At 52.4% G+C, this 25827-nt stretch carries 28 protein-coding genes; 13 read left to right on the forward strand and 15 right to left on the reverse strand.

Annotated elements, in window-relative coordinates; all coding sequences use genetic code 11:
- The first annotated feature begins 119 nt into the window (after positions 1 to 119).
- The 4 genes from ACHUEV_RS00210 (at position 120) to gluQRS (ending at position 4304) form a co-directional block, all read left to right on the forward strand.
- Entirely contained in the window at positions 120 to 848 is a 729-nt protein-coding gene (locus tag ACHUEV_RS00210) for a hypothetical protein (protein WP_394177073.1), read from the forward strand.
- A gap of 363 nt (positions 849 to 1211) precedes the next feature.
- The gene (locus tag ACHUEV_RS00215) at positions 1212 to 2024 is read left to right on the forward strand and encodes a hypothetical protein (protein WP_394177074.1); all 813 of its coding nucleotides are present in this window, start codon (positions 1212 to 1214) and stop codon (positions 2022 to 2024) included.
- 96 nt (positions 2025 to 2120) lie between these two features.
- A complete protein-coding gene (gene trmFO / locus ACHUEV_RS00220; protein WP_394177075.1) occupies positions 2121 to 3464 on the forward strand; it encodes a methylenetetrahydrofolate--tRNA-(uracil(54)-C(5))-methyltransferase (FADH(2)-oxidizing) TrmFO in 1344 nt (447 codons plus the stop codon).
- Positions 3465 to 4304 carry a tRNA glutamyl-Q(34) synthetase GluQRS gene (gluQRS, locus tag ACHUEV_RS00225; protein ID WP_394177076.1) on the forward strand — a complete coding sequence of 280 codons (840 nt, stop codon included), beginning with the start codon at positions 3465 to 3467 and terminating at the stop codon, positions 4302 to 4304. It abuts the gene before it with no gap.
- 25 nt (positions 4305 to 4329) lie between these two features.
- Here the strand turns inward: gluQRS and hisI are convergent, their stop codons facing one another.
- Complete coding sequence (gene hisI, locus ACHUEV_RS00230) at positions 4330 to 4692, reverse strand: phosphoribosyl-AMP cyclohydrolase (protein WP_394177077.1); 363 nt, start codon at positions 4690 to 4692, stop codon at positions 4330 to 4332.
- Positions 4693 to 4759: 67 nt separating this feature from the next.
- Between hisI and ACHUEV_RS00235 the strand changes: the two genes are divergently transcribed.
- A complete protein-coding gene (locus ACHUEV_RS00235; protein ID WP_394177078.1) occupies positions 4760 to 5206 on the forward strand; it encodes an iron-sulfur cluster assembly scaffold protein in 447 nt (148 codons plus the stop codon).
- A 180-nt stretch (positions 5207 to 5386) separates the two neighbouring features.
- Here the strand turns inward: ACHUEV_RS00235 and ACHUEV_RS00240 are convergent, their stop codons facing one another.
- From ACHUEV_RS00240 to sciP, 5 genes are all read right to left on the reverse strand, one after another.
- A complete protein-coding gene (locus tag ACHUEV_RS00240; protein ID WP_275425355.1) occupies positions 5387 to 5509 on the reverse strand; it encodes a hypothetical protein in 123 nt (40 codons plus the stop codon).
- 89 nt (positions 5510 to 5598) lie between these two features.
- The gene (gene recG, locus ACHUEV_RS00245; RefSeq protein WP_394177079.1) at positions 5599 to 7689 is read right to left on the reverse strand and encodes an ATP-dependent DNA helicase RecG; all 2091 of its coding nucleotides are present in this window, start codon (positions 7687 to 7689) and stop codon (positions 5599 to 5601) included.
- Positions 7686 to 9776: an NAD-dependent DNA ligase LigA gene (gene ligA, locus ACHUEV_RS00250; RefSeq protein ID WP_394177680.1), complete on the reverse strand. Its 2091-nt coding sequence runs from the start codon at positions 9774 to 9776 to the stop codon at positions 7686 to 7688. The genes recG and ligA overlap by 4 nt, the downstream gene beginning before the upstream one ends.
- 197 nt (positions 9777 to 9973) lie before the next feature.
- The gene (gene ctrA, locus ACHUEV_RS00255) at positions 9974 to 10687 is read right to left on the reverse strand and encodes a response regulator transcription factor CtrA (RefSeq protein ID WP_394177080.1); all 714 of its coding nucleotides are present in this window, start codon (positions 10685 to 10687) and stop codon (positions 9974 to 9976) included.
- A gap of 91 nt (positions 10688 to 10778) precedes the next feature.
- Positions 10779 to 11057 (reverse strand): CtrA inhibitor SciP, encoded by a 279-nt coding sequence (gene sciP / locus ACHUEV_RS00260; RefSeq protein ID WP_394177081.1) that lies wholly within the window; start codon positions 11055 to 11057, stop codon positions 10779 to 10781.
- Between the two features lie 129 nt (positions 11058 to 11186).
- Between sciP and mnmA the strand changes: the two genes are divergently transcribed.
- Positions 11187 to 12323 (forward strand): tRNA 2-thiouridine(34) synthase MnmA, encoded by a 1137-nt coding sequence (gene mnmA, locus ACHUEV_RS00265; protein WP_394177082.1) that lies wholly within the window; start codon positions 11187 to 11189, stop codon positions 12321 to 12323.
- Between the two features lie 75 nt (positions 12324 to 12398).
- Here the strand turns inward: mnmA and ACHUEV_RS00270 are convergent, their stop codons facing one another.
- Positions 12399 to 12749, reverse strand: coding sequence for a rhodanese-like domain-containing protein (locus ACHUEV_RS00270; protein WP_394177083.1), 351 nt, complete (start codon positions 12747 to 12749; stop codon positions 12399 to 12401).
- 214 nt (positions 12750 to 12963) lie between these two features.
- Here ACHUEV_RS00270 and ACHUEV_RS00275 point away from each other — a divergent pair, with 214 nt between their 5' ends.
- Genes ACHUEV_RS00275 through ACHUEV_RS00300 form a run of 6 tightly spaced genes read left to right on the forward strand, consistent with a single transcriptional unit; the run spans position 12964 to position 17826 of the window.
- On the forward strand, positions 12964 to 13827 hold the full coding sequence (locus ACHUEV_RS00275; protein WP_394177084.1) for an ATPase: 864 nt from the start codon (positions 12964 to 12966) through the stop codon (positions 13825 to 13827).
- Between the two features lie 40 nt (positions 13828 to 13867).
- Complete coding sequence (gene metA / locus ACHUEV_RS00280) at positions 13868 to 14794, forward strand: homoserine O-acetyltransferase MetA (protein WP_394177085.1); 927 nt, start codon at positions 13868 to 13870, stop codon at positions 14792 to 14794.
- Entirely contained in the window at positions 14775 to 15767 is a 993-nt protein-coding gene (locus tag ACHUEV_RS00285) for an alpha/beta fold hydrolase (protein ID WP_394177086.1), read from the forward strand. The genes metA and ACHUEV_RS00285 overlap by 20 nt, the downstream gene beginning before the upstream one ends.
- A 49-nt stretch (positions 15768 to 15816) precedes the next feature.
- Positions 15817 to 16686, forward strand: a complete 870-nt coding sequence (gene ppk2, locus ACHUEV_RS00290) for a polyphosphate kinase 2 (protein WP_394177087.1) — start codon at positions 15817 to 15819, stop codon at positions 16684 to 16686.
- Positions 16679 to 17296: a TetR/AcrR family transcriptional regulator gene (locus tag ACHUEV_RS00295; RefSeq protein ID WP_394177088.1), complete on the forward strand. Its 618-nt coding sequence runs from the start codon at positions 16679 to 16681 to the stop codon at positions 17294 to 17296. Before ppk2 ends, ACHUEV_RS00295 begins: the two co-directional genes overlap by 8 nt.
- 11 nt (positions 17297 to 17307) lie before the next feature.
- Positions 17308 to 17826 (forward strand): acyloxyacyl hydrolase, encoded by a 519-nt coding sequence (locus ACHUEV_RS00300; RefSeq protein WP_394177089.1) that lies wholly within the window; start codon positions 17308 to 17310, stop codon positions 17824 to 17826.
- Between the two features lie 3 nt (positions 17827 to 17829).
- Here ACHUEV_RS00300 and ACHUEV_RS00305 read toward each other — a convergent pair whose 3' ends face one another.
- The 7 genes from ACHUEV_RS00305 to ACHUEV_RS00335 form a co-directional block, all read right to left on the reverse strand.
- Complete coding sequence (locus ACHUEV_RS00305) at positions 17830 to 18915, reverse strand: ABC transporter ATP-binding protein (protein WP_394177090.1); 1086 nt, start codon at positions 18913 to 18915, stop codon at positions 17830 to 17832.
- Entirely contained in the window at positions 18912 to 19712 is an 801-nt protein-coding gene (locus tag ACHUEV_RS00310; RefSeq protein WP_394177091.1) for an ABC transporter permease, read from the reverse strand. Before ACHUEV_RS00310 ends, ACHUEV_RS00305 begins: the two co-directional genes overlap by 4 nt.
- Positions 19709 to 20581, reverse strand: a complete 873-nt coding sequence (locus ACHUEV_RS00315) for an ABC transporter permease (protein ID WP_106744182.1) — start codon at positions 20579 to 20581, stop codon at positions 19709 to 19711. The genes ACHUEV_RS00310 and ACHUEV_RS00315 overlap by 4 nt, the downstream gene beginning before the upstream one ends.
- A 94-nt stretch (positions 20582 to 20675) precedes the next feature.
- Positions 20676 to 21302 (reverse strand): FMN-binding negative transcriptional regulator, encoded by a 627-nt coding sequence (locus ACHUEV_RS00320; protein ID WP_106744181.1) that lies wholly within the window; start codon positions 21300 to 21302, stop codon positions 20676 to 20678.
- Between the two features lie 103 nt (positions 21303 to 21405).
- Positions 21406 to 21894 (reverse strand): 30S ribosomal protein S9, encoded by a 489-nt coding sequence (rpsI, locus tag ACHUEV_RS00325; RefSeq protein WP_394177092.1) that lies wholly within the window; start codon positions 21892 to 21894, stop codon positions 21406 to 21408.
- On the reverse strand, positions 21894 to 22355 hold the full coding sequence (gene rplM, locus ACHUEV_RS00330) for a 50S ribosomal protein L13 (protein ID WP_394177093.1): 462 nt from the start codon (positions 22353 to 22355) through the stop codon (positions 21894 to 21896). Before rplM ends, rpsI begins: the two co-directional genes overlap by 1 nt.
- Positions 22356 to 22501: 146 nt before the next feature.
- The gene (locus tag ACHUEV_RS00335) at positions 22502 to 23926 is read right to left on the reverse strand and encodes an aminotransferase-like domain-containing protein (RefSeq protein ID WP_394177094.1); all 1425 of its coding nucleotides are present in this window, start codon (positions 23924 to 23926) and stop codon (positions 22502 to 22504) included.
- An 86-nt stretch (positions 23927 to 24012) separates the two neighbouring features.
- Between ACHUEV_RS00335 and ACHUEV_RS00340 the strand changes: the two genes are divergently transcribed.
- On the forward strand, positions 24013 to 24240 hold the full coding sequence (locus ACHUEV_RS00340) for a DUF1127 domain-containing protein (protein WP_394177095.1): 228 nt from the start codon (positions 24013 to 24015) through the stop codon (positions 24238 to 24240).
- A gap of 117 nt (positions 24241 to 24357) precedes the next feature.
- Here ACHUEV_RS00340 and ACHUEV_RS00345 read toward each other — a convergent pair whose 3' ends face one another.
- On the reverse strand, positions 24358 to 25827 hold the full coding sequence (locus ACHUEV_RS00345; RefSeq protein WP_394177096.1) for a carboxypeptidase M32: 1470 nt from the start codon (positions 25825 to 25827) through the stop codon (positions 24358 to 24360).

Genomic DNA, 25827 nt, shown 5'->3' on the forward strand with positions numbered 1-25827 from the left:
AATCGTGGCATTCTAGCATCTCTAAAACTTATTTTGCGCTACACGCCTGAAGAGATGGAGTTCACTTTTACCCTGCAGTAGATACGCCTTTGTTATTACAACAAAGTCGGAGAATAATAATGACAATTAGAATTTTAGTCGCTTCCGCGCTATTGCTAGCAACTGCAACAACCGGAGCTGTAGCACAGGGATTTTCTGGTGGTACGGTCTCTTTGGAGCATACTGGATTTGATGGCGACGCTGACGTGTTAAATTCCAGACGTTTCGAAGCTGGGGTTGAGTTTGCGGCAACATCGCAATTGGCGTTCGGAGTCGACGTAACAAATACATCACCTTCAGAGTTTGACCAAGATGTTTCAGGTCTAGGTGTACACGGAATTTTTGCCGTCAACACTGATGTAAAACTCGGCGTCTGGTACTCTCGCGAGAAGGTTGAAGATTTTGATGACGAAATCAGCTCTTACGGTATTGAAGCAGCATATAGCTTAGGACAATCTTCTTTGAGAGGTTACCTAGGTACCGGTGACGCCGAAGGAACGGATTTTACGCTTTTAGGTGTCGATACGGCCTACGATCTAGGCAACGGCTTTAGCGTCATCACTGCACTTGACTATGTTGACCTGTCCGACCAAGACTTCACCCTATCGACAATTGAAGTCGGCGGAGCGTATGAAATAATGCCAGGTGCATCGGTCTTTGCATCTATTGGGAACCTGACCATTGATTCTTTTGGTAGCACCGGCGACGAAAACTTCTTCAAAGTTGGAGCGGAGTTCTCGTTTGGCCCACAAGGTGGTACGACTTTCAAACAGCACGGCCTGTTTGATACATTCCCACCAGCAACATAAATCTGAAGTTTCGATAGCTTTTGTCTGAATTCCTAAGAGGCCCTGCCGTACTGCTGGGGCCTCTTATTTTTGGGTGAGCGTAGCCGTTAATAGTCTTTGGCGCGGATGGATGTATCTTCAATTGATAATGCAGTCTTCCGGGCAATAAATCGACACGCAAGCAAAATCACTGTTTCCGATACCCTGCAACGGCGCCGTCGCGGTGCAAGCTAGGAAATCAGATGGACGGTTCGAAGTGAACAATTTCGAGTGTTCTTTTGTGATCAAATTGAAACACCGCGCCGCGAATTTATGATCAGTCTGTCAGCTAAGAATAACAACCTGTAGGTGATTGGCATATTTACCCTAAAGGCCCTAGGAACCATGACTTACAAACTTACGCTAACGACCCTTCTTATCAGTTCGAGCATGACACCTGTTTTTGCGCAAACAGTAGGCCTCAGTGCCGCATCCATAGATCTTGGCAGCGCATTCCTCACTGGTGACGGTTCAGATGCGAACCAAACTAGCCTCGAGGGAACCGCAGAATTTGCTCTTACGCCTACAATCACACTCGGCGCAAGTTTGGGCCTGTACGGCCACAGCGGTGATACATACGACAACGAAGCGAGCATCTATGATGCGACCAATTTCACAGCGCACGCCTTGTACAAAGCTACGCCAACAACTGCACTTGGTATTTTTGTCGCGACTGAGTCGACTGATGCGCACAGTGAACACATAAATGTCATTGGCGCGGAATTTGGTATGCGATCGGGCAAGACATCGTTTGATGCATACTACGGCATGACCGACCTGGCAGCCAATGCGAATGACGACTATACGTTCGGCGGAATGGCTCTTGAAGTTGGGCTCGCTCAGGGCTTCACAATCGGCGCAAGCTACGACGCATTTTCTCCATCTATTGGTGTCACACTTGGTGGTGTCGTGCTCGAAGCCACTGTTACTGACGTCGCTGTGAGCGCCGGATATGACTTCGGAAATGGTATTGGTGTTGAAGCAGAGCTAGGTCGCCTTGGCATTACTGCAAATGACGGCACAACAAACTACACAGCGACTGACCCTGAAGTTTATGTCGGCCTAAACGTGAGCTATGACTTCGGCGGGAACGGTGGCACCTTTACGAAAACGCGTTCGTTTATGGATCTCGCCGCGTTTTCATTGGATCGCTTCTAAGCGCTATCGTTTTTAGCCTGAGGAAGTTTTTGATTTTAGCCCCGGCATTCACTGCCGGGGCTTTTCATTTATCTAAGCCGCGATTAGATCAGCTTCATGGATCAGACATTAAACATTATCGGCGGCGGTATGGCCGGATCAGAGGCAGCTTGGCAGGCAGCGAATGCAGGGCTGCAGGTTGTCATTCATGAAATGCGGCCCAAGGTCGAAACCTTTGCACATCGCACTGGCAACTTGGGTGAAATGGTTTGCTCGAATTCGTTTCGTTCAGACGATCACGAGCAAAACGCCGTCGGGCTGTTGCATTGGGAAATGATGCAAGCCGATGGGTTGATCATGCAAACGGCCTATAAATACCGCCTACCCGCTGGCGGCGCATTGGCTGTTGATCGTGACCCCTTTGCCGAAAGCGTGACCGAGGCACTCAAAGCGCATCCGAACATTTCGATTTCATATGATGAAATCACAAGCCTACCCGACGATGGCCACTGGATCATCGCGACTGGTCCGCTGACATCTGGAAATCTGGCCGAAGCGATTCAAGCCGAAACCAGCGCTGAAGCACTGGCATTCTTTGATGCCATCGCCCCGATTGTTTACCATGACAGCATCAACATGGATGTCGCGTGGATGCAGTCCCGTTATGATAAAGGCGAGACCGAGGAAGAGCGTACCGCTTACCTCAATTGCCCTATGACTAAAGACCAGTATGAGGCCTTTATCGACGCGCTTCTTGCCGCCGAGAAGACCGAGTTCAAAGAAGGCGAAACCGCCGGATATTTCGACGGCTGCTTGCCGATTGAGGTAATGGCTGAACGTGGTCGTGAGACGCTTCGTTTTGGACCAATGAAACCTGTCGGCCTAACCAACGCCAATGATCCAGAGAACAAACCTTATGCGGTTGTTCAACTACGTCGCGACAATGCGCTTGGCACATTGTACAATATCGTTGGGTTTCAAACAAAAATGAAGTACGGCGCACAAAAGGCTGTATTTAAAACAATTCCTGCGCTTGAGAACGCTGAGTTTGCACGGCTTGGCGGCATTCATAGGAATACATTCATCAACTCACCAACACTACTTGATGAGCAAATGCGCCTGCGGTCGCGCCCGAATATCCGCTTTGCAGGGCAGATTACTGGTGTTGAAGGCTATGTTGAAAGCGCTGCGATGGGGCTGCTTGCTGGGCGTCTTGCGGTCGCTGAACTCACAGGAAAAGCGCTGCCCGCCGTCCCAAACACGACGGCCATGGGTGCGCTTGTGACGCATATCACTGGCGGTGCTGAGGCAAAGACATTCCAACCTATGAACGTCAATTTCGGCCTGTTCCCGCCTCTCGAAGGTGCGAAAAACGGACGTCGCAACCGTAAAGACCGTTACAAAGGCTACACAGATCGCGCCAAGGCAGATTGGCAGGCGTGGCTAGCCCAGACAGTGTAAATGATCACGCGGTTTGCCCCATCGCCTACAGGGCCACTGCATCTGGGGCATGCCTATTCCGCTCTGACGGTTTGGGATGTTGCGGCGAAGCACGGCGGGGCCGCGCTGCTGCGCATTGAAGACACTGACAGCACCCGCGCCCGACCCGAGTTCGAGCAAGCCATTTATGACGATCTACACTGGATGGGATTAGATTGGCCGCCACCTGTGCGGCGACAATCAGATCACAAGGCTGCATATGGCCGTGTCATTGAAGAACTCACGAAGCGCCAATTGGTCTTCCCCTGCTCTTGCACAAGGCGGGAGATCCAAGCCGCTGGAGCTTTGCCCGGTGTCGAAGGTCTGGTTTATCCTGGCACCTGTCGCCACCGTTCAATGAACGACGCGCGCCCGGGCGATGCGATCAGGTTAAACATCAGCGCAGCCCTAAGCCAAATTGATCACCCCATGACGTTTGTCGAGCTTTCATCGGGCACCGCGATCAAACATCACGTCGCTCCAGATCAGCTTACCAAAGACATTGGTGACACTGTTCTCATCCGAAAAAACACGGGCGAACCAGCCTATCATCTTGCTTGTGTTCACGATGATGCGCTGCAAAGTATCACCCATGTCGTGCGCGGAATGGATCTTTGGGCACAAACACCGTTTCAGGTCGTTCTTCAAAATATCATGGGATGGCCTACACCTAAGTATCACCACCATCCTCTGATCACCGACGACAGCGGCAAGCGTTTGGCAAAGATAGATAAGTCAAAAGCGCTATCAAAATATCGTGCCGAAGGCGCCACACCAGACGACATTCGCCGCCTCGTCGGACTTCCCCCATCATCTTGCTAAAAATACTCCCGCGCGGAGCGCATTCCTACGTCTCTAAAGGCGCTTCAGTCACAACTTCTTCACCGTCGACAACCGCAGTAAAGAAACAGGTCCGACGGCCGGTATGACAGGCCGCGCCGACCTGCTTGACCTCTACCAATAGACAGTCACGATCACAGTCGATTTTCAACGCAACCAGTTCCTGTGTGTGCCCACTTGTTTCGCCTTTGATCCAGAATTCTTGGCGTGAACGGGACCAATAGGTCACACGACCAGTCTCTAACGTCTTAGCCACCGATTCGGCATTCATCCACGCCATCATCAGGACTTCGCCGGAAACGCTGTCTTGGGCGATCGCGGGGATCAGGCCTGCGTCATTGTATTTCAAACTGTTTGGATCAAATGACATGGTGAAACCCTTTGCAACTGAATGTCTTCGGACTATCTAAGGGGGACCGTTCAGAAGGGCAAACGCCATGTCAGCAGAAACAGATATGATCAAACTATATTCCGGTCGGATTATGGCGTTGGCAGCGGATATGCCGCGGACGACCCGGCTCAATACGCCGACAGCAACCGCAAAGAAACGCGCACCACTTTGTGGATCGACGGTGACGGTTGATGTCCAACTAGACGACGGGGTTATCACCGACTACGGCCAAGACGTAAAAGCATGCGCGCTTGGTCAGGCGGCAGCGGCGGTGGTTGGGGCAAATATCGTTGGCCTAACACCCGTGCAGATCAAAGCGGGACGTGATCAGCTATTTGATATGCTCAAGAACGACGGTGCGGTCCCTGCTGCCCCGTTCAACGATCTTGAGGTTCTACAGCCTGCAAAAGACTACAAGAACCGCCACGCTTCAATTCTACTTGCGTTTGATGCAACGCTTGATGCACTCGAGGCTTCTAAGACAGACGCATAAAAAACCGCCGCACACCCGGGACAGAGTGGCGGCGGCAGGTTTTTCGCGACACGGGTTCGGTCAAACTTCCTTCGGGAGAGGCAAAACCCCGTTCAGGATATTAGACAGGCAGGTCATTCAGCATTGCGTATGTGGGACAGTGCAATGTGAGGGAAACCAAACCCGCGTCGCGCAGGCACGTCAGACTAATCCGGGCAGGGATAATCCGACAAACAACATGACCATCAAAGCAACAACGCCAAGCGCATCAGAGATAATCGTGTCACGGGACCGGACAATAACGTCTTTGATTTCCTTAGCCATTTTGTTGCTCCTTTGTTCTGTTGCCACTTTGTTCTCACAGAATTAACCCTCCGTAAAGAACTTTTTGAGAACATTTGCGAACAAAATAGCTAACCAACTGATATTAAACGAATAGCTTTTTCCTGTTCCATCAGCCAAAGCAGTGTTCGGGCCGCCTGCCCACGTTCTGTTTCAAGTTTTGGATCGTCGTTTAACAATTTACGCGCGTCTGTTTGGGCAAGCGCCATCAGTCCAGCCTGCCGTTCAAGATCCGCAATCCTGAAACGCGGTATACCAGATTGCGCGGTTCCGATCACGTCACCGGCCCCACGCATGGCAAGGTCTTCCTCAGAAATCTTGAAGCCATCTTCGGTCTCACGCAAAATCTCAAGGCGGCGTCGGCCGGTTTCGCTCAACGGTGCTTGGTATAGCAATAAACATGTCGATGCCGCTGCTCCGCGCCCTACCCGCCCACGTAGCTGGTGCAGCTGCGCCAAACCAAAGCTTTCGGCCCGTTCAATCATCATGATTGATGCATTCGGGACGTTCACCCCGACCTCAATCACTGTTGTGGCGACCAATACCTTGGTTTCTCCTGACACGAACCGCGCCATGGCGGCGTCTTTTTCAGCGGGCGGCATTTGGCCATGGACCAACCCGACGACACCTTCGCCTAGTGCTGCCCGAAGATGTTTGAACCGCTCCTCGGCGGCGGTCATATCGACAAATTCGCTTTCTTCAACCAACGGACAAACCCAATAAGCCTGTCGCCCTTCGCTGACCGCGTGACGCAGTTTATCAACCACTTCATCCATGCGCGATGTGGAAACCAATGCGGTCTGTACTGGCGTTCGTCCGGGCGGCTTTTCATCCAACACCGACACATCCATATCGCCGTATTGCGCCAAGGCCAGCGACCGTGGAATTGGTGTCGCCGTCATAACCAACACGTCGGTCGCGATACCTTTTTCACCAAGCTCCATGCGCTGTGCCACACCAAAACGATGCTGTTCGTCGATGACGGCCAAGCGCAAATCATTGAAAACGACGTCTTTTTGGAACACCGCATGTGTCCCAACCAAAATCGCGATGTCTCCATCGGCCAACGCGCTTAGCTTGGCCGCGCGTTCGCCGCCTTTATCCCGCCCGGTCAAAAGCTCAAGCCTTATCCCCGCGCTTTCGGCAAGTGGCTGCAATCCTTCAAGGTGCTGGCGCGCTAAAATCTCTGTCGGGGCCATCATGACGCCTTGCCCGCCAGCTTCGACCACAGTCAGCAGCGACAAAAACGCGACTAGCGTTTTGCCTGCACCAACATCGCCCTGAAGAAGACGATTCATCCGAAATGCCGACGCCAAATCCGCGTTAATTTCCGAAACGGCCCTCGTTTGCGCACCGGTCGGTTTATACGGTAAATTCGCCAAGACCTTCGCCGCAAGCGTACCCGTGCCCTTAGACTGCCGCCCCTTTGCCCGCCTCGTCACCGCACGCGCCAACGCGAGCGTCATCTGGTGCGCAAGCAATTCGTCATAGGCCAATCGCTGGCGCCCTGGATCGTGTGGAGAAAGATCAGTGGCGGCCTTTGGACTATGAACAGCAACCAATGCATCATGCCAATCGGGCCAGTTTTCACGCTTTTTCAGCTCTGCGTCGATCCATTCTGGTAAATCTGCGGCCATTTCCAAAGCAGACCGCGTCGCGCGGTACAATAATTTTTGCGTAATGCCAGCATGCAAAGGATAAACAGGTTCAAACGCCGGGATCTCTTCAGCCTCTTCCAAGGTCACGATGTGGTCAGGATGGACCATCTGCGCAACGCTGTCGAATATCTCAAGCTTGCCTGAAACGACCCGTTTTTGCCCAGTCGGAAGGATTTTTTGCAGGTAATCCCCTCGAGCGTGGAAAAAGACCAGTTGAAACGAGGTCTGCGCATCCGAGACATTCACCCGATATGGTCGACCACGCGTTTTTGGGGGATAATGTTCGCCGACAGTCACTTCGACTGTCGCCACCGCAGGCGCAACAACTTCTCGGATTGACGCCCGGCGATGTCGGTCAACGCCCGACATAGGCAGAGTCATCAACAGATCGCGGGGTTTCGTTACCCCCGCGGCATCAAGTATCTGGGCCGTCTTTGGGCCAATCCCATCCAATTTGGTTAATGCGCCAAAGAGCGGGAAAAGAACCTCTGGCCGGCCCGTCATGCGTCGCCAATCAGGGCTAGCCAGGCGTCTTCGTCCATTGTCTCAACCCCCAAATCAGCCGCTTTCTTTGCTTTTGATCCTGCACCCGGACCTACAACCAGAATGTCGGTCTTGGCGCTGACCGATCCAGAAACCTTGGCGCCCAAGGCCTCGGCCCGGCCCTTTGCTTCGGCACGGGTCATCTTCTCAAGCGTACCCGTGAAAACAACGGTTTTACCTGCCACCGGGCTGTCGGTGCTCGCTGCGACTGCATCTTGCACCTCAAGTTCAGCAACCAAACGGTCAATCGACGCGCGTTCTGAATCTTGCTGCATCGTCGTAACAAGCGACGTCGCCATCACCGCGCCAACACCGTCAATCCCGGTCAGTTCATCCCACTCTGGGCCGTCACCAATCTTGGCAGTGGTCATTGCTGTCTCAAATGCCGACCAAGAGGTATAGTGGTTCGCAAGTAACGCAGCCGAACTGTCACCGACATGTCTAATGCCAAGCGAAAATATCAAACGTCCAAGTCCGATTTTTCTTTTATCATCAATCGCATCGAATAGGTTGTTTGCGCTTTTTTCGCCCCATCCCTCGCGATTTTTGAGCTGCTGCAGACCGCTTCCGAAACGCGCACGTAAAGTGAAAATATCCGCTGGGGTTTCGACCCAACCATCTGAATAAAACTGCTCGACCTGCTTGGCCCCCAAACCTTCGATGTCAAATGCACCGCGAGACACAAAATGCTTTAACTTTTCAACAGCTTGCGCAGGACATATAATGCCGCCAGTGCAGCGACGCACGGCATCACCTTCTTCACGAATTGCGGCCGATCCACATTCAGGACAAGTGTCAGGAAACGTATAGCGCTGCGCGTCGCCGTCACGACGGGCAGTATCGACGTCTTTGATTTTCGGTATCACATCACCGGCGCGATAAATCTGCACCCAGTCACCCACCCGAATATCACGACCTTCACGAATTGGCTGGCCGTCACCTCCAAGGCCCGCGATATAATCTTCGTTGTGAAGGGTCGCATTGGAAACCACGACTCCGCCGACAGTCACTGGCGCGAGACGAGCAACTGGCGACAATGCCCCGGTGCGACCGACCTGAATGTCGATCGCCTCTAACCGGGTCCACGCCAATTCAGCCGGGAACTTATGCGCAATTGCCCAACGCGGGGTCGTTGACCGGAACCCGAGCCGGCGCTGTAGATCAAGATCATCGACTTTGTAAACTACGCCATCAATATCGTAGCCCAACGTCGCACGCTGTTCTTCGATCATGTGATAATGCGCGATCATTTGTTCAGGGCCGTCGCATTTTACTGTTAGTTCATTGGTCGAAAAGCCAAAGTCTGACAATTGCTGAATCGCACCAGATTGCGTGTCACCTAGTGGCGCAGAAAGATCGCCCCAAGCGTAGGCAAAAAACCTAAGCGGCCGCGATTTGGTGATGCTCGCATCGAGTTGGCGCAAAGAACCCGCTGCAGCGTTGCGAGGGTTTGCAAAAGTCTTAGCCCCAGCGCTTTCTTGTCGTAGGTTCAGTGCCTCAAAATCGGCATGGCTCATGTAGACTTCGCCACGAACCTCTAGAACTTCTGGTGCATTATCAATTTGTTGCGGGATATCGGAAATCGTTTTGGCGTTCGCAGTTACGTTCTCACCAACCGCCCCATCGCCACGTGTCGCGGCCTGAACCAATTTCCCGTTTTCGTATCGTAATGAAAGAGAAAGGCCGTCGATCTTCGGCTCGGCTGTATACACAAGCGGCGCCTCAGCGCCCAATCCCAAATACTTGCGAATACGCGCATCGAAATCGGTGACGTCTTCATCGCTGAACGCATTGCCAAGGGACAACATGCGCACGACATGCTGTACCTTTCCAAAGCCTTCAGCAATAGCGCCACCGACTTGCTCGGTTGGACTGTCGGCGCGCTTAAGATCAGGAAACGCTTCCTCGATCGCCTGATTTCGTTGCCGTAGGCGGTCGTACTCGGCATCCGAAATCTCAGGCGTGTCATCACGGTGGTACGCGGTATTGGCTGCATGTATTTGTTCAGCCAGCCAAGACAGTTCGTTTTTAGCTTGCTCAGCAGTCAATTTTTCAACGGGCAAAAGCGCCGCCTTATGCTGCTGAGTATGCGTTTCTTGTACCACGTAAGCCCCCGGGAATTTCACAGCCAACGCGCGTTGGCGAACGGTGCAATTCTTAGGCAACCAAATCTGCGCCGTCCAGAGCCTATGCCCCTTCTGCAAATAAGGCTGCCAGCCGTAAACGGGTAAAACAGTAGCGCGTGTTACGCGCTGACTGCAATCGGCTCTGACTGTGCCATTGGTTCAGGATCGCGCAAAACATAGCCACGGCCCCAGACAGTCTCGATGTAATTTTCACCAGCCGTCGCTTCGCTTAGCTTCTTGCGCAACTTACAGATGAACACATCAATGATTTTTAGTTCAGGTTCGTCCATGCCGCCATAAAGATGGTTAAGAAACATCTCTTTTGTGAGTGTCGTTCCCTTACGCAAACTAAGAAGTTCGAGCATCTGATATTCTTTTCCGGTGAGGTGCACGGTGCTGCCCGCCACGCTAACAGTCTTTGCATCGAGGTTCACATCAATCTGCCCAGTTGTGATAATGGACTGAGCATGACCTTTTGAACGCCGGATGATTGCGTGAATACGCGCAACCAATTCTTCGCGATGGAACGGTTTCGTCAGATAGTCATCTGCCCCGAAACCAAAACCTTTCAACTTACTTTCCGTACCATCATCGCCAGATAAAATAAGGATTGGCGTATCAATACGGCTAAGGCGCAACTGACGCAGGACCTCGTAACCGTTCATGTCCGGTAGGTTCAGGTCAAGCAGGATCAGATCGTAATCGTATAGCTTAGCAAGATCGATCCCCTCTTCCCCTAGATCAGTTGCGTAAACGTTTAGGTTGGCATGAGTCAGCATCAGCTCGATGCTTTTCGATGTTGTTGGGTCATCTTCGACCAGCAAGACACGCATTTGGGGTTCTCCGCTCTATCGTTTGTCTTGTTAACCTAAACACGGAATGGTTAACCACCCGTTACCACGCACTTTCCTATGGTCATTCAACCTAAGGTTGCCTATACTGTTGTAGCGCTGTCGCCTTCAAGGCTCCCTCACCATGCTGTGCGATGGCGTTCTCCCACTCCGAAAATTCCTCATCAGATAAAGCATATCGTTCTAACGCCTCTTTACGAAGGATCAGCCCAAACGCGACAGCCCGCACAACGGCAGCTTTGCGTGACGCAACCCAGCGGCGCGTGTTTTCTTTTGGTAGGTCTGCGCGCGTCATCACGGACCCATCTGGCAACGTCACGGACCGTGGTCCTTCCACTTTTCTAAGGTACATGTTCACCCCTTTTGATTACTCCCGGAGAAGTTTATCGCCAAAAGGACTTAACGAGACGTATAACCGCCCCTTGAGAGTGCGGTGCATTTTCCTATATTTCACTTCAAACTCTATTCAATTGGACACGCTATGCCCCTTGATTCGCCGCTGAACTCTCTCGGCTTTGCCAAACCGCCCGCGCAAACGCGCGTTGTCGTTGCCATGTCTGGCGGCGTCGATAGCTCTGTTGTGGCGGCGCAATTGGCCGAAGAAGGCTATGATGTGGTTGGCGTTACACTGCAGCTTTACGACCATGGTGCGGCCTTGGCCAAAAAAGGCGCGTGCTGTGCGGGCCGTGATATCCACGACGCCCGCCGTGTCGCAGAAGAGATGGGTTTTCCACACTATGTGCTGGATTACGAAAACACATTCCGCGAGGCCGTCATTGATGAATTCGCGGATAGCTACCTTGCAGGTGCGACGCCCGTTCCATGCATTCGCTGTAACGAACGTGTGAAATTCAAGGATCTGCTGGAAACGGCCAAAGACCTAGACGCGGATTGTATGGCGACAGGCCACTATATCCAACGTCAAATGGGCGACACCAAAGCAGAGCTTCATTCAGCGGCGGACAGCAATCGCGACCAAAGCTATTTCCTGTTTTCGACAACCCAAGAGCAGCTGGATTACCTACGTTTTCCGCTTGGACACCTGAAGTCCAAAGACGAGACCCGCGCTCTGGCTAGCAAATACGGCCTAAGCGTTGCGGATAAGCCTGACAGCCAAGACATCTGCTTTGTCCCCGACGGGAACTACGCAAAGCTGATCGAAAAACTGCGTCCCGGATCTGCCGAGGCTGGTGATATCGTCGATGTCGAAGGCAATGTTTTGGGGACCCACAAGGGTGTGATCCACTATACTGTCGGTCAACGCCGAGGCTTGGGTATCGGCGGTTTGGCTGATCCGCTTTATGTGGTCAAACTCGACGTTGACAAAAAACATGTCATCGTTGGTCCACGCGAAATGCTGGCAACCCGCCGCGTTCCGATCCGCGAGATCAACTGGCTGGGCGACACCAAGTTCACTGACATGAAGGAACGGAACATTATGGTCCGGGTGCGGTCAACGCGGCCGCCGACGGATGCTATTCTGCGCCCAATCTCAGACACTGAAGCAGAAGTCGAACTGATGGTTGCAGAACAAGGCGTTTCACCGGGGCAAGCCTGCGTTTTCTACGACCCTGATAGCACACGTGTATTGGGTGGCGGATGGATCTGGCGCGGTTAACCCACCCAGACCGATCTGGATTAGATGGCACCAGCAAGACCAAAAAAGCGGCAGGGTATAACCCTGCCGTTTGTTTTATTTATCAAGCTTGCGATAGGCATTTAGCCCACCCGCAATGAACTTAGCATTCTTATAGCCCATATCCCGCAGTGTAGCCGCAGATAGCGCGCCACGGTTATAGGCGTTGCAATAGCAGAGAATTGTAGCGTCTAGATCGCTAATTTCGCCTTCAATATTCATCTCGAGCTTGCCGCGACTGACGTTGATTGCGCCGGGAATGTGCCCTGCATCATGCTCCTCTTTGTCACGTATATCGAGAGCGATCGCACCTTCTGCAATCAACGCATCAACGTCCTCTGGCTTGACTTCATCGACCTTCTCTCGTGCAGCGTTGGCCATCGTCTGGAATTTTTCGGTATATGCCATTCTTAAGGGCTCCATCTGGTTTCATATTTAACCAAATGTTTACTGAACTACTCAAATTACTTCGGTGATATTGTCACAAAGACGGAAAACGTAATTCTACCTTACGATGAAAACGCTGATTATCTTGCGATAATGGCACAAACCGCCCCTAAAATTGCGGACCAAATTCAAAATCTGCTGGTGCTTCATATCGCGCGGCTTTACCCACTGCATTATGATCTATAATTCTGCATCCGAGTGGCGTGACGCGCCGCAAAAACGTGTTCTTCTGTTTGCTATGTCAGGCTTGGGCAAGACGTACCTGTCTTCCATGCTGCGCGAACAGGGTGATTGGTTTCACTACTCCATCGATTACCGCATTGGCACCCGCTACATGGGCGAATTGATTGCAGACAACGCAAAACGCGAAGCGATGAAGGTTCCGTTTCTGCGTGACCTGCTGCGCTCGGACAGTATTTATATTGGCTCGAATATTTCGTTCAACGATCTCAAACCGATGTCGTCTTACCTAGGTAAGCCCGGCGATCCTGATCTGGGTGGTTTGCCGTGGGATGAATACACGCGCCGCCAAGACCAATTCCAACAGGCCGAGATTGCCGCGCTTCATGACACCGGGCACTTTATTGAACGGTCACATGACCTGTACCAGTACCCGCATTTCATTTGTGACACGGGCGGATCGATTTGCGAATGGGTTGACGTAGACGACCCGAACGACCCAATCATGACTGATCTGGCATCCAAAACATTGATGGTCTGGATCGAAGGTTCGGACGCCCATACGGCAGAATTGGTGCGTCGTTTTGATCGCGAACCAAAGCCGATGTCCTATGATCCAGTGTTCTTGCTGAACACTTGGAACGCATATCTCGAAGAATTCAACGTGGCACCCGACAAGGTAAACCCCGATGATTTCATACGTTGGGCATTCGCTAAGGCACTGGCCCACCGCCAACCGCGCTATCGCGCGATGGCGGAACGTTGGGGCATCACTGTACCGATGGATGCCGTCGGCAAAGTTAAGACCGCCGACGACTTTATCGACATGATTGCCGATGCACTTGAGAAGCGCGGTTAAGAAGCCTATTTCTTAATCCCTGCTGTTTAGGACCAATATCATGCCCATCAAACTTCCCTCTGCCCTGCCCGCCTTTGACGTTTTATCGCGTGAAGGTGTTATGGTCATGGGTGAGGAACAGGCTGCGCGTCAGGATATCCGACCACTGCGGATCGCATTGCTGAACCTGATGCCTAAAAAGATCCAAACCGAGAACCAGTTCGCGCGGTTGATTGGGGCGACCCCGCTGCAGATCGAACTGACCTTGATCCGGATGTCCGAACACCAGACCAAGAATACGGCAGCTGAACATATGGCCGAATTCTATGTGCCATTCAGCGAGGTCACCGACCAAAAATTTGACGGGCTCATCATCACGGGCGCCCCAATAGAGCATCTTCCGTTCACCGATGTGACCTATTGGGACGAGCTAAAGCAAGTGTTTGAGTGGACACAAACCAACGTGCATTCGACCTTCGGCGTGTGCTGGGGCGGCATGGCTATGATCAATTATTTTCATGGCGTAAAAAAGCATATCCTCGATCACAAGCTCTTTGGATGCTTCCGGCACCATCTGACGGATAGCAGTTCTCCTTATTTGATGGGGTTCTCGGATGACTGCGTCATTCCGGTCAGCCGTTGGACAGAGATGCGCCAAGATGAAATTGATGCTGCCGACGGGTTAAAAACTCTGATTACCAGTGATGAGGCTGGTCCCTGCCTTGTCGAAGACCCGGCGCACCGTGCGCTTTATATCTTTAACCACTTTGAATACGACAGCGGGACATTGAAACAAGAATACGATCGGGACGTCGAAGCAGGCACCGAAATCAATGTGCCGCTGAATTACTACCCAGACGATGACCCAACGAAACAACCGCTTAATCGCTGGAAAAGCCACGCGCATCTCCTATATGGAAATTGGATTAACCAGATTTACCAGACCACGCATTTCGAGTTGGATAAAATTGGGACGCAAGACGCTTAAACTGGCAACGATGGCACTGGGCTTTGGCGCGGTACTGTCAGGCTGCAGTTCACAAAGTCGTACCACCAAAGCAGAACAAACCCACCCTCCCCTTGGCGATTTCGTAAGTATCAACGGAAAGCGCGTTCACTACGTGCAGTCCGGCAAGGGTCCGCATGTCGTGTTGCTGCATGGCGCAGGTGGCAATTTGCGCGAATTCACGTTTTCCCTGATGGATCAGCTTGCTACGCGTTACACGGTGACGGCATTTGATCGGCCCGGCCTTGGTTACACAGACCAAGTTCCTGGGGTACCACGTCACGCCACCGCAACCGTTGGCGACAGCCCCCAAGACCAAGCCCGCATGATACGTGCAGCTGCAGAAGTTCTTGAGATCAACGCCCCTATCGTCGCTGGCCATAGCTATGGCGGGATTGTTTCTTATGCGTGGGCAGTTGAAGGGTTGGATACACCAAGCGCGGTGAACGCCAGTGGGATTGTATCTATGGCTGGTGTGACGATGCCCTGGCCCGGAAAACTCGCGCCCTACTATACGGTCAACGGCAGTGCGCTGGGCGGCGCATTTACGGTACCCATGATTTCGGCGCTTGTGCCACGTGGCGTTGTAAATAGCCGGATTGAAAGCACATTCGCCCCGCAGCCAGCCCCGACCGGCTATGCCGAATACATTGGTGCAGGCCTCACACTGCGTCCTGATAGCTTTCGGGCGAATGTCCGTCAGGTCAACACGCTGCGCCCGCATGTCGTGACATTATCCCAGCGCTATCCAGAGCTGACCTTACCGATTGAAATCGTGCATGGGACAGCTGACACGACGGTCCCAATCCATATCCATGCCGAAGAAATCATTAAGATTGTACCATCGGCAAACCTGACAAGGCTGGATGGCATCGGCCATATGCCGCAGCAAACCAATCCAGATGCTGTGATCGCAGCAATTGACCGCGCAGCGGCGCGGGCCGGATTGCACTAGGCTGCGCTTAAGCCCATAGTAGTCCAGAAGAAATATCGGGAGACACATCATGGATTTGCCGTTTGACGGTGGCATTAGCCAATTCTATCGCGAAGGCGCGCCAGATGACGTACGGACGGCGATCAAATCCGGAAACAAATCCGATATCTTGAACCCCGACTATCCCTACGATGAACGCTGGGACAAAGACGAATATGAAGACGCACTTGCTGCACTTCAGATCGAATTAGTCCGTATGCAATCATGGGTGCGCGAAACGGGTCAGCGCATTGCGATTGTCTTCGAAGGACGTGACGCGGCAGGTAAAGGTGGCACAATCAAACGCCTGCGCGAGAACCTGAACCCTCGGATTGCAAACGTTGTAGCCCTTACCAAACCGACCGATGTCGAAATGGCACAATGGTACTTCCAGCGCTATATCGCGCACCTTCCGCACAAGGGACACATCACGATTTTTGACCGTAGCTGGTATAACCGTGGCGTTGTTGAGCACGTATTTGGATTTTGCACCCCGGAACAACGCGAGCGCTGGTTCCATCAGGTGCCTGCATTTGAGCAAATGCTTGCGAGTGAGGGCATCAAAGTATTCAAAATCTGGTTGAACGTTGGGCAGGCAACGCAATTGCGCCGGTTCCTTGACCGCGAAAAAGACCCTTTGAAGCAATGGAAGCTCAGCTCAATTGACGTCAAAGGGTTGGCAAAATGGGACGCTTATAGCAACGCAATTGATGAAACGCTCACCCGCACGCATACCGACATTGCCCCGTGGACTATTGTGCGGTCTGATGACAAACGCCGCACGCGCGTCAACGCGATCCGCAGTATTTTGACCCCGCTGGACTATACCCATAAAGACCCCAAAGCGCTGGGCAAGGTTGACCCCAAAGTTGCAGGAGGCCCGGACCTCTGGAATGTCTAAACGCGGTTATCATCACGGCAATCTGCGCGAGGCACTGATTAGCGGCTGTCTGACGCTGATCGAAAAGCGCGGGCCGACCGGTTTCACCCTGTCAGAGGCCGCGCGCGAAGCAGGTGTAACCCCTGCTGCTGTCTATCGGCACTTTGAAGGCCGTGAAGATCTGATCGCAGCGGCAGCACATCAAGGCTATGAGATGTTCGGCGACGCGATGGAAACTGCCTATGGCAGCGGTCAACCCTCTGCACTAGCTGCGTTTGAAGCAACTGGTCGCGCCTATTTAACCTTCGCCCGCAACCACCCGGGGCATTACATCGCGATGTTTGAATCCGGCATTTCGATGAACCGATCACCTGAACTGAATGCAGTTGCGACCCGCGCCATGGGCGTTCTCGAAAAGGCTGCCGAAGAGCTTAGTCAACACATTCCCGCAGATCGGCGCCCGCCGCCGCAAATGTTCAGCGCCCATATTTGGGCACTGTCGCACGGCGTGGTCGAATTATTTGCCCGCGGAAACCCCGGCACCAAAAGCCCCTTTGCCCCAGAAGACCTGCTTGAAAGCGGGATTGGTATTTATTTACGCGGCCTAGGGCTGCTTGACGCCGACAATTAGGTATTACGACGATGGACGGCACACTTGCGTTAATTTTTCTTCTCACCAGCCTTAGCGATATGGGGCTAAACGATTGCAAAACAGGTGGTTGCCTTCAACAGCACGACGCAACTGCACGTGTGTCGGTCCAAGGAGCGCGGGTGGTGTTTCAGGAAGAAGAACAAAGCGACGAAATCTATTTTGGCTACGATATGCCTAATCGGCTCGGCCCTTTTCAGCCAACGATTGGTGGGTCATTGACTGGTGAGAACGCGCTTTGGGTCGGCGGTGGGCTAAAGTGGAGTAGCCAAAACTTCAGTGACTTCCCTATCTTTATTGAAACGTCTTTGATGCCTGGGCTTTACGCGCGCGGTGGCGGCGAAAACCTCGGTGGCAGTCTGCACTTCCGGTCCGCTTTTGGCCTCGGGTATAGGTTCGATAACGGAGCGACGCTTTCGGTACTGTACGATCACCGGTCAAATGGCGACACTCAAGCCCTTAACCCAGGGTTAGAGACAATCGCGATCCGCTATGCGTTTGTGATCGACTGATCGCTATTTCAACAAGACCAGAGAACGTTCATCCCAAATCACGCGTGTCTTGGCGCCAACATCTAGAACCGGACGACCAATCAGGTTCTTCATCGCGATATTCAACGGTTGCGCGACGCCATCGACCCGGACGTCGTAATAGGTCATATCACCGTAATAGACGACCTCATCCACGACGCCATCGACCAACTTACGATCAGTGGTTTCGCCTTCAAACAGAATACCCAGTGTCTCGGGGCGAATACCCGCAACTGCAGGACCAACCGAAACTTCCTCAGGTGCTTGTTCCGCCGATATTTTCAGTGGGCCTAACCCCTGAACTGTCACATCGATCTCCTCAGATACCGCTTTAACTTCAGCATCTAAGAAATTCATCTTACCTATAAAACTTGCTACACGTCGAGAATTTGGACGACGGTAAAGCGTTTCGGGGTCGGCCAGCTGCCCAATCTCGCCTTCGAACATAACTGCGATACGGTCAGACATAACTAGCGCTTCTTCTTGGTCATGGGTAACCAGAATAAAGGTGATCCCGACCTGACGCTGCAGCCGGATCAATTCGACCTGCATCTGTTCGCGCATCTTTTTATCCAAGGCTGAAAGCGGCTCGTCCAGCAACAGCACCTTTGGTTTCAAGATCAGGGCGCGCGCCAGTGCTACCCGCTGCCGCTGCCCGCCTGACAATGCGTGTGCCGCGCGTTTACCATAGCCAGCAAGACCAACCATCGTCAGCGCTTCCTCGACCATCTTCGCCTTTGTTGGCTTATCAAGGTCTTTCGATTTCCGAAGCCCAAAGGCCACGTTTTCGGCAACAGTCAAATGCGGAAAAATCGCATAAGACTGAAACACCATATTCGTGGGCCGCAGGTTGGCGGGAACATCTGCCATGTCCTTTCCACCGATCATCACAACACCGTCCGAGACGCTCTCAAAACCTGCAATGGTGCGCAGCAACGTGGTCTTACCGCAGCCCGAAGGCCCCAGCAGGGAAAAGAACTCTCCGGCATTGATGGTCAGGTTGATATCACGCAACGCGTGGTAATCAGCGTAGTATTTGTTAACGCCCGTAAGCGTGATCAAAGCGGTCACAGAAAGCCCCCTTCGTCTTTCACACCTGCACGGGCCAATCCCCGGCGGCGCAAAAGCTCTGCAATAGTCAAAAGCACGATGGACAAGGCCACCAAGATCGTTCCAAGCGCCATCACGACCGGCAATGATGCAGGAAAGCGTAGCAAGCCCCAGATATAGACGGGCATCGTCGGGCTGGACCCGGATAAGAAGAATGCGATGATGAATTCATCCAGCGAGATCGTGAACGCAATCAGCATCGACGAAATGATCCCTGGCATCACAAGCGGCAAGGTCACTAGGCGGAACGCGGAAAACCGGCTTTCGCCAAGGTCCATCGCTGCTTCTTCCATTGCTGGGTCAAGGTTTTGGAACGCACCATTTAGGATTGCGATACAAAACGGCGTACAGATCAGCACATGCGCCGCGATGATCGTCCAATTCGACAGTCCCAGATCAAGGATTTGCACCACAACAACCAGCAATGACACGGCGACAATGATTTCAGGCAAGACCAGTGGCAACATGATGAACCCCATGATCCCCGCCTTGAACCGAAAACGATGCATTGCCCCTGCCCGCGCGGCACAAACGCCCAGAATTGTTGACGTCACCGCTGACACCAAAGCAATGAAGAGAGAGTTTTTGACCGCTGCATGAAGGGATTTGTTGCTTGCCAGTTCTGTGAACCAATCGGTCGTAAAGCCACTTAGTGGAAACGCAATAATCGTTGCGTCGTTGAACGCAAAGATCGGCAGCAAGATGATCGGCGCATAAAGAAAGATCAGATAAGCGATGGCATAGATACGAAGGCTCATGAACGCCCCTTTAGCCAGCGACGGTTGATTAACACAAAGGTCAAGCTGATCGCTGTGACACACAACATTGCGACAATAGCCAGCGCGGCGCCGAGTGGCGCGTTATTCAGTGCCAAAAACTGCGTCTGGATCATATTCGCAATCAGCTTACCACCAGCACCACCCATCAGCTCTGGTGTTACGTAATCCCCGATGGTCGGGATAAAGACGATCAACACCGCACCAACCACACCCGGCATCGCCAGTGGTAGCGTGATACGCATAAACGTCATGAATTTGCTTTCCCCAAGATCTTGCGAAGCCTCAAGCAGCGAGCGGTCGATTTTTTCAAGCGCCACGAAAATGGGCAGGATCGCAAACGGGGCAAATGCGTGCGCAAGCGTGATGATCACAGCATTCACGTTATACAAAATGAACGTCAGTGGTTCGTCAATCAGCCCCACATTGATCAGCCCAGTGTTGATCACGCCATTATAGCCCAAGATGACTTTCCAAAGAAAAACCCGGATCAAATAGGATGTCCAAAAGGGAATCGTGATCAGGAACAGCCAGAGCGACTTGCGATCTGGACGCACATGGAAAGACAGGAAATATGCCACCGGAAAGGCCAGCAACACTGTCACAGCCGTGACCGACGCCGACACGAACAGTGACCGCTGTAGCAGTGCGCCATAAATCGGCTTTTCGGCTATTTCGCGGTAGTTATTCAACGTGAATGTCGTATCCAGCGTCATAAAATCTTGCGTCCAAAAGCTGAACAAGAAGATCGCGATCAATGGGAACGCCATAAGCAACATGGCGTAAAGAAATGGCGGGCTCACCATCAAAAGCCCGCGACCATTTTCAGAAGAGAGGAATTTACTCAGCATGGACCGATGCTTTCACTGAAGCACGGAAAAGATCAATATCCAAAATGAAATCTAGTCATCGGCTTTACAAATCAGCGGACAAAACGTGCAGAATTTATGCCTGTTTGTCAGTTGGCTGCATTTTGCGGCTTAGCCCAACTTTGCCGGCCGTATTTAACTGCGATGCGACGCTTTCAATGTCATCGGACGATCTATTTTGGCTTAGCTTCGATTTGGCTAAGACTTTGGTAACCTCGATCTCAAACGCGACGATATTGTCTAACATGCCCGCCATGAATTCCTTTGGCGCGTCCGACATCTTCCAAGCATCGACGCCATTCACGACCCGTTCATGTTTTTGTGTCAAACGACCGACAGCCGCGATTTTGGATTTGTTGTCGTGCTGAAACGTAATCTTGCCGTGGATATGAACTGTTTGGTAATTCCATGTTGGAACAGCCTTGTGATGCTCGGCCTTTGATGGATACCAATTAGGTGAGATATAGGCGTCATCCGATTGAAATATAGCCATAATATCTGATCCGGCTGGCAGCAAACGATGTAAGTCATTCGCTAAAGCCAAATGACCTACCAATTGATCTTTACCGACTGCGATCAATGGAAAATGGTTCGCAACCAAACCATGATCCGTGTGCGCCACCAAAGTCGCCAATGGAAACTCGGTTATTAATGCCTGCACAGCTTCCGAGTCAGTTTCATTGAAATGTGCCGGAATATACATCGGGCTTCCTTTTCTGCAGCCAAACCTGCAATGCAATCTGGACCAACACAATGCAAAAAGGGCGGCCCGCTGGACCGCCCCTTTCGAAAACATGTAGCAGCGATTAACGCTTAGAGAACTGGAAGCTACGACGCGCTTTGCGCTTACCGTATTTCTTACGTTCAACAACGCGGCTATCGCGTGTCAGGAAGCCAGCAGCTTTCAGAGCAGCGCGCAGTGACGGATCGTACAACTGCAGTGCTTTAGAAACGCCGTGCTTAACCGCACCAGCTTGACCGGACAGACCACCACCAGCAACAGTTGCCATGACGTCGAATTGATCAACAACACCAGCAACTTGGAAAGGCTGACGCAGGATCATTTGCAGAACTGGACGTGCAAAATATTTGTCCATGTCTTTGCCGTTCACGGTGACCTTACCAGAACCTGGCTTGATCCAAACGCGTGCAACCGCGTCTTTACGCTTACCAGTTGCATAAGAACGACCTAGTTCATCACGAACAGGCTCGCGTGGTGCTGCAACTTCAACAACAACTTCAGCTGCTTCAGCGACTTGGCCCAGCTCTTCGAGAGAATTCACTTGATCAGCCATTATGCAGTCCTCGTGTTCTTTTTGTTCATGGATTTAACGTCCAGAACTTCGGGCTTCTGGGCTTCCATGCCGTGCTCTTCGCCTGCAAAAACGCGCAGGTGAGTCATCTGCTGGCGAGACAGTTTGCCGCCGGGCAGCATGCGCTGAACAGCTTTCATAACAACGCGCTCTGGGTGTGCACCCTCGAGGATCTCAGCCTTAGTTTTAGACTTGATCCCACCTGGGTGGCCAGTGTGCCAGTAGTATTTCTCATCACGCTTGTTACCAGTCATCTGGATTTTTTCAGCGTTGATAACAATCACATTGTCGCCCATGTCCATGTGCGGTGTGAAGGATGGTTTGTGCTTGCCGCGCAAGCGCATAGCGATGATCGAAGCAAGGCGACCAAGAACAACGCCTTCAGCGTCGATCAGGATCCATTTCTTGTCGATATCCGCTGGGGTAGCGGTAAAGGTTTTCATATCTCACCAAAGGTTTGGGGTGGCACGAGGCCACAGTCATTCGGATTGGGGCGTTATATAGCGGTTACAAACGCAGTCAAGCACGCAGGACAATGATAAGGCCAACAATAACAACAACTTATAAATTAGGTATTATTTTACCCCAATTAAATTGCGATCCTTTCTGGCGGATGATCCAATAAGTCACGCAAACGTTCCATTGCCTGAACGAAATGGGCGTGCGGCACCAAACCATTTACCGCAATTCGCACAGCGTGCACCGATCTGCTTTCTCTTAACGCAAAGTCATCGGCGGATTTAATCAAGACACCAGCGGCCTCGGCCGCCTGACAGAACTCTCCTGCCCGCCAACCCATCGGAAGATCGAGCCATAAGAACGGAACCGTCTCTGAATACCGCATATCGTAACCGTCCAATATACGAACCGCTGCAAGAATATCGTCGCTGATACGCGCCTTTACGCGATCGACGATCACATTCAAATCCGGGTGCCGAATGATCGCAGTATAAAGATCGGTCACAATCCGCGTCACACCAAACGATGTAAACGTCGCCGTCCGCGTCAGCGCCTTGCTCCATCCTTTCGGGGCGACAGCAAAACCGATCCGCAGCGCAGCTGTGATAGATTTCGAAGGTGACGTTAGATACCAACCCAAGCCCGGCAAAAGCGCACGGTAACTTGGGCCGACACGTTCTGTATTCATTAACCGGTAACAATCATCATCAATGATATGAACACCATGCGCCTGCGCAAGTGCTGCAATCTGTTCACGTCGTTTCGGCGTCGTTTGCTTTACTGTCGGGTTACATACCTCGGCAGAGGTACAGAACACCTGAATTTTATGCTCTCTGATTGCTACTTCCAGCGCATCAACCATTGGGCCGTCATCGTCCCACGGAATACCGATAACCTCGGCGCGGCACAAAACTCCGGCTGACCGAAACCCACCATAGCTAAGTTCGTCAACGGCGATAACGGGGTTCGCGCCTTCCAGCACACTTTGTAAAATCATCAAAATTGCGTTCTGGCCACCATGGCTTGCAACGATGTTATGAATATCAAACGCGCCAATATGCTTTGGGTCGAGAGTTTCCGCAAAAGCCTCTCGCGCTGGGAGATCGGTGTCGCGAGTCGGATAACGCAGTAACATGTCGGGCGCAGTCGTATCCGCCAGTTCATGCATAGCGGCACGGATGATTTCGCCCTGCCCGACGTCTGGCATTTTAGGGCTAAGAAGATGTGCCTGACCATCACGATCTAGCGCAGGATCAAAAAACCGATCCGCCGATGGCAGGCTACGCACTGGCTGAACCTTGGGCTCCGAAACGAATGTGCCACGACCGACACCCGCGTGCAGATGCCCTTCGTCAATCAGCAGCTTGTAAGCGCGCGCAACGGTTCCCGGCGTCACACTGACGCGGTAAGCCAAATCGCGGACCGGCGGCAGCTTTTCTCCCGGCAACAACTGACCGGTCGTGACGCCTTCTCGGATCGCCTGAGCAAGCGCCTGATATTTCGACTTTCCAGACTCGGCAAGATTTGGCTGCCAAATTGTATCGGATACAATCATTTTATAGACCTACACAAAAACACTTTGTATCAATTCACCTATAGCATTTCGCTATATTGTGTCAATACAATTGAGGGAATTTCCATATGTCACACGCGCTCCCAGCGGCGCAGTTCGCCGCACTTAGCTCCCAACCTAGCATGCCACTTGTGGCGCGCATGGCGGTACGCTTTGCCGTGGCCGTGACGAAATGGGATATGCGGCGCAAGACGCGACGCCACCTTAAGAACCTAACACCACACTTACTCAACGATATTGGCTTGGATGCGTCCACTGCCCACGCAGAACTGTCCAAGCCTTTCTGGCAAGCCTGACACGTTTGCATCTTCCTGACTGGGCCGGATACTCTCCGGCCCATTTTTTATGTCTGGATTGCAGACATTGTACCGACACATAACATCTGAATTGGTACAATCAGACACAGGGCGTGACTAAAGCCCGTAAATGCCGCCAAATTTCTTTTCGAGATAGTCAAGAAGCGGTGCTTCTGACGGTACAGCGCCAGTCGCATGGGAAATTGTATCAATCGGCGTGCGCAGCCCGCCATGCTGTTGTAGGTTTTCACGCAACCACCCTGTCGCGGCCGATGTATCACCGCGCGCCAGATCCGCATCAAGCGAAGGAACAGCAGTCCGCAGCGCCTCATGAAGGCAACCGGCATAGACGTTGCCCAGTGTATAGGTTGGAAAATACCCAAACAATCCTTCGGACCAATGCACATCCTGCAGCACACCGTTAGAAGGTTTATCCACGGCAAACCCGAAATCCGCGGCAAAACGGTCGTTCCATGCTGCCTCAAGATCATTCACGGCAAGATCGCCAGAAATCAATGCGCGCTCTAAATCAAAACGCAGCAAGACGTGCAGGTTATACTGGACCTCATCAGCGTCGGTCCGGATGAACCCATTGTTCACGCGGTTTACCGTCGCATAAAACGCGTCTTCATCCGGTATGCCAAAGTCACCAAAACTGTCGCGCATTTGCCCATAGAGCCAGCCAGTGAAAGCGCGACTGCGCCCTAACTGGTTTTCGTAAATCCGGCTTTGACTTTCGTGAACGCCCATCGAAACACCCGCCCCCAATGGGGTCAGTAGGTGCTGTTCGTGGATCCCCTGCTCATATGCGGCATGGCCCACTTCATGAATAGTCGAGTAGAAGCAGTTAAACGGATCGGTGGCATTCGTGCGTGTTGTGATCCGCACATCAAGGCCCGAACCAGATGAGAACGGGTGCACCGCTTTATCAATCCGGCCATGGTTTAGGGTATAGCCAAAAGCCAGCGCCAGTTTTTCTGATAACGCCAATTGGGCGGTTTCATCAAAGCTGCCAGACAAAGCCTCGGGCGCTTCGCTATCAAGAATCGCAGCGCGCAACGCCACCAATCGTGGACGCAGCGCATCAAACATCGCACTTAAACTCGCGCCTGTCGCACCGGGTTCATAGTCATCAAGCAAAGCGTCATAAGGATCGGTATCGCCCGCAACCGCCGCCGCTTCTTCTTTGCGCAGGTCAACGACCTTTTGCAGGATCGGCAGGAACCCGGCCACATCTTCTTCGGCGCGAGACTTGGCCCAAATCCGATGTGCGAGCGATGTCGTTTTGGCCAGTTCTGCGGCAAGTGCAGCAGGCACTTTTGCGGTACGTTCAAAACTACGCTTAATATGGCGCAGGTTCGCGGCAGCGACATCATCAACTGCCTCTGCTTTTTCCAGCCATTCACCAACGCGTGGATCAATGCGACGCGCATGCAGAATATTCGCCATCGCGCCATGTTCCTCGGCGCGTTGCGGTGTCGCGCCTTCGGGCATCATCGTTTCTTGATCCCAACCAAGACGGCCCGCAATCTGACCTAAGGCTTCGGTCTCACGTTGGAATTGCATCAAGTCATCATAAGCAGTCAT

Source organism: Yoonia maritima, from assembly GCF_043641945.1.
GTDB lineage: Bacteria > Pseudomonadota > Alphaproteobacteria > Rhodobacterales > Rhodobacteraceae > Yoonia > Yoonia maritima_B.

Coding starts and splice junctions, on each gene's coding strand:
- ACHUEV_RS00210 (WP_394177073.1), top strand. CDS start 120: ATGACAATTAGAATTTTAGTCGCTTCCGCGCTATTGCTAGCAACTGCA.
- ACHUEV_RS00215 (WP_394177074.1), top strand. CDS start 1,212: ATGACTTACAAACTTACGCTAACGACCCTTCTTATCAGTTCGAGCATG.
- trmFO (WP_394177075.1), top strand. CDS start 2,121: ATGGATCAGACATTAAACATTATCGGCGGCGGTATGGCCGGATCAGAG.
- gluQRS (WP_394177076.1), top strand. CDS start 3,465: ATGATCACGCGGTTTGCCCCATCGCCTACAGGGCCACTGCATCTGGGG.
- hisI (WP_394177077.1), bottom strand. CDS start 4,692: ATGTCATTTGATCCAAACAGTTTGAAATACAATGACGCAGGCCTGATC.
- ACHUEV_RS00235 (WP_394177078.1), top strand. CDS start 4,760: ATGTCAGCAGAAACAGATATGATCAAACTATATTCCGGTCGGATTATG.
- ACHUEV_RS00240 (WP_275425355.1), bottom strand. CDS start 5,509: ATGGCTAAGGAAATCAAAGACGTTATTGTCCGGTCCCGTGACACGATT.
- recG (WP_394177079.1), bottom strand. CDS start 7,689: ATGACGGGCCGGCCAGAGGTTCTTTTCCCGCTCTTTGGCGCATTAACC.
- ctrA (WP_394177080.1), bottom strand. CDS start 10,687: ATGCGTGTCTTGCTGGTCGAAGATGACCCAACAACATCGAAAAGCATC.
- sciP (WP_394177081.1), bottom strand. CDS start 11,057: ATGTACCTTAGAAAAGTGGAAGGACCACGGTCCGTGACGTTGCCAGAT.
- mnmA (WP_394177082.1), top strand. CDS start 11,187: ATGCCCCTTGATTCGCCGCTGAACTCTCTCGGCTTTGCCAAACCGCCC.
- ACHUEV_RS00270 (WP_394177083.1), bottom strand. CDS start 12,749: ATGGCATATACCGAAAAATTCCAGACGATGGCCAACGCTGCACGAGAG.
- ACHUEV_RS00275 (WP_394177084.1), top strand. CDS start 12,964: ATGATCTATAATTCTGCATCCGAGTGGCGTGACGCGCCGCAAAAACGT.
- metA (WP_394177085.1), top strand. CDS start 13,868: ATGCCCATCAAACTTCCCTCTGCCCTGCCCGCCTTTGACGTTTTATCG.
- ppk2 (WP_394177087.1), top strand. CDS start 15,817: ATGGATTTGCCGTTTGACGGTGGCATTAGCCAATTCTATCGCGAAGGC.
- ACHUEV_RS00295 (WP_394177088.1), top strand. CDS start 16,679: ATGTCTAAACGCGGTTATCATCACGGCAATCTGCGCGAGGCACTGATT.
- ACHUEV_RS00300 (WP_394177089.1), top strand. CDS start 17,308: ATGGACGGCACACTTGCGTTAATTTTTCTTCTCACCAGCCTTAGCGAT.
- ACHUEV_RS00310 (WP_394177091.1), bottom strand. CDS start 19,712: ATGAGCCTTCGTATCTATGCCATCGCTTATCTGATCTTTCTTTATGCG.
- ACHUEV_RS00315 (WP_106744182.1), bottom strand. CDS start 20,581: ATGCTGAGTAAATTCCTCTCTTCTGAAAATGGTCGCGGGCTTTTGATG.
- ACHUEV_RS00320 (WP_106744181.1), bottom strand. CDS start 21,302: ATGTATATTCCGGCACATTTCAATGAAACTGACTCGGAAGCTGTGCAG.
- rpsI (WP_394177092.1), bottom strand. CDS start 21,894: ATGGCTGATCAAGTGAATTCTCTCGAAGAGCTGGGCCAAGTCGCTGAA.
- rplM (WP_394177093.1), bottom strand. CDS start 22,355: ATGAAAACCTTTACCGCTACCCCAGCGGATATCGACAAGAAATGGATC.
- ACHUEV_RS00335 (WP_394177094.1), bottom strand. CDS start 23,926: ATGATTGTATCCGATACAATTTGGCAGCCAAATCTTGCCGAGTCTGGA.
- ACHUEV_RS00340 (WP_394177095.1), top strand. CDS start 24,013: ATGTCACACGCGCTCCCAGCGGCGCAGTTCGCCGCACTTAGCTCCCAA.
- ACHUEV_RS00345 (WP_394177096.1), bottom strand. CDS start 25,827: ATGACTGCTTATGATGACTTGATGCAATTCCAACGTGAGACCGAAGCC.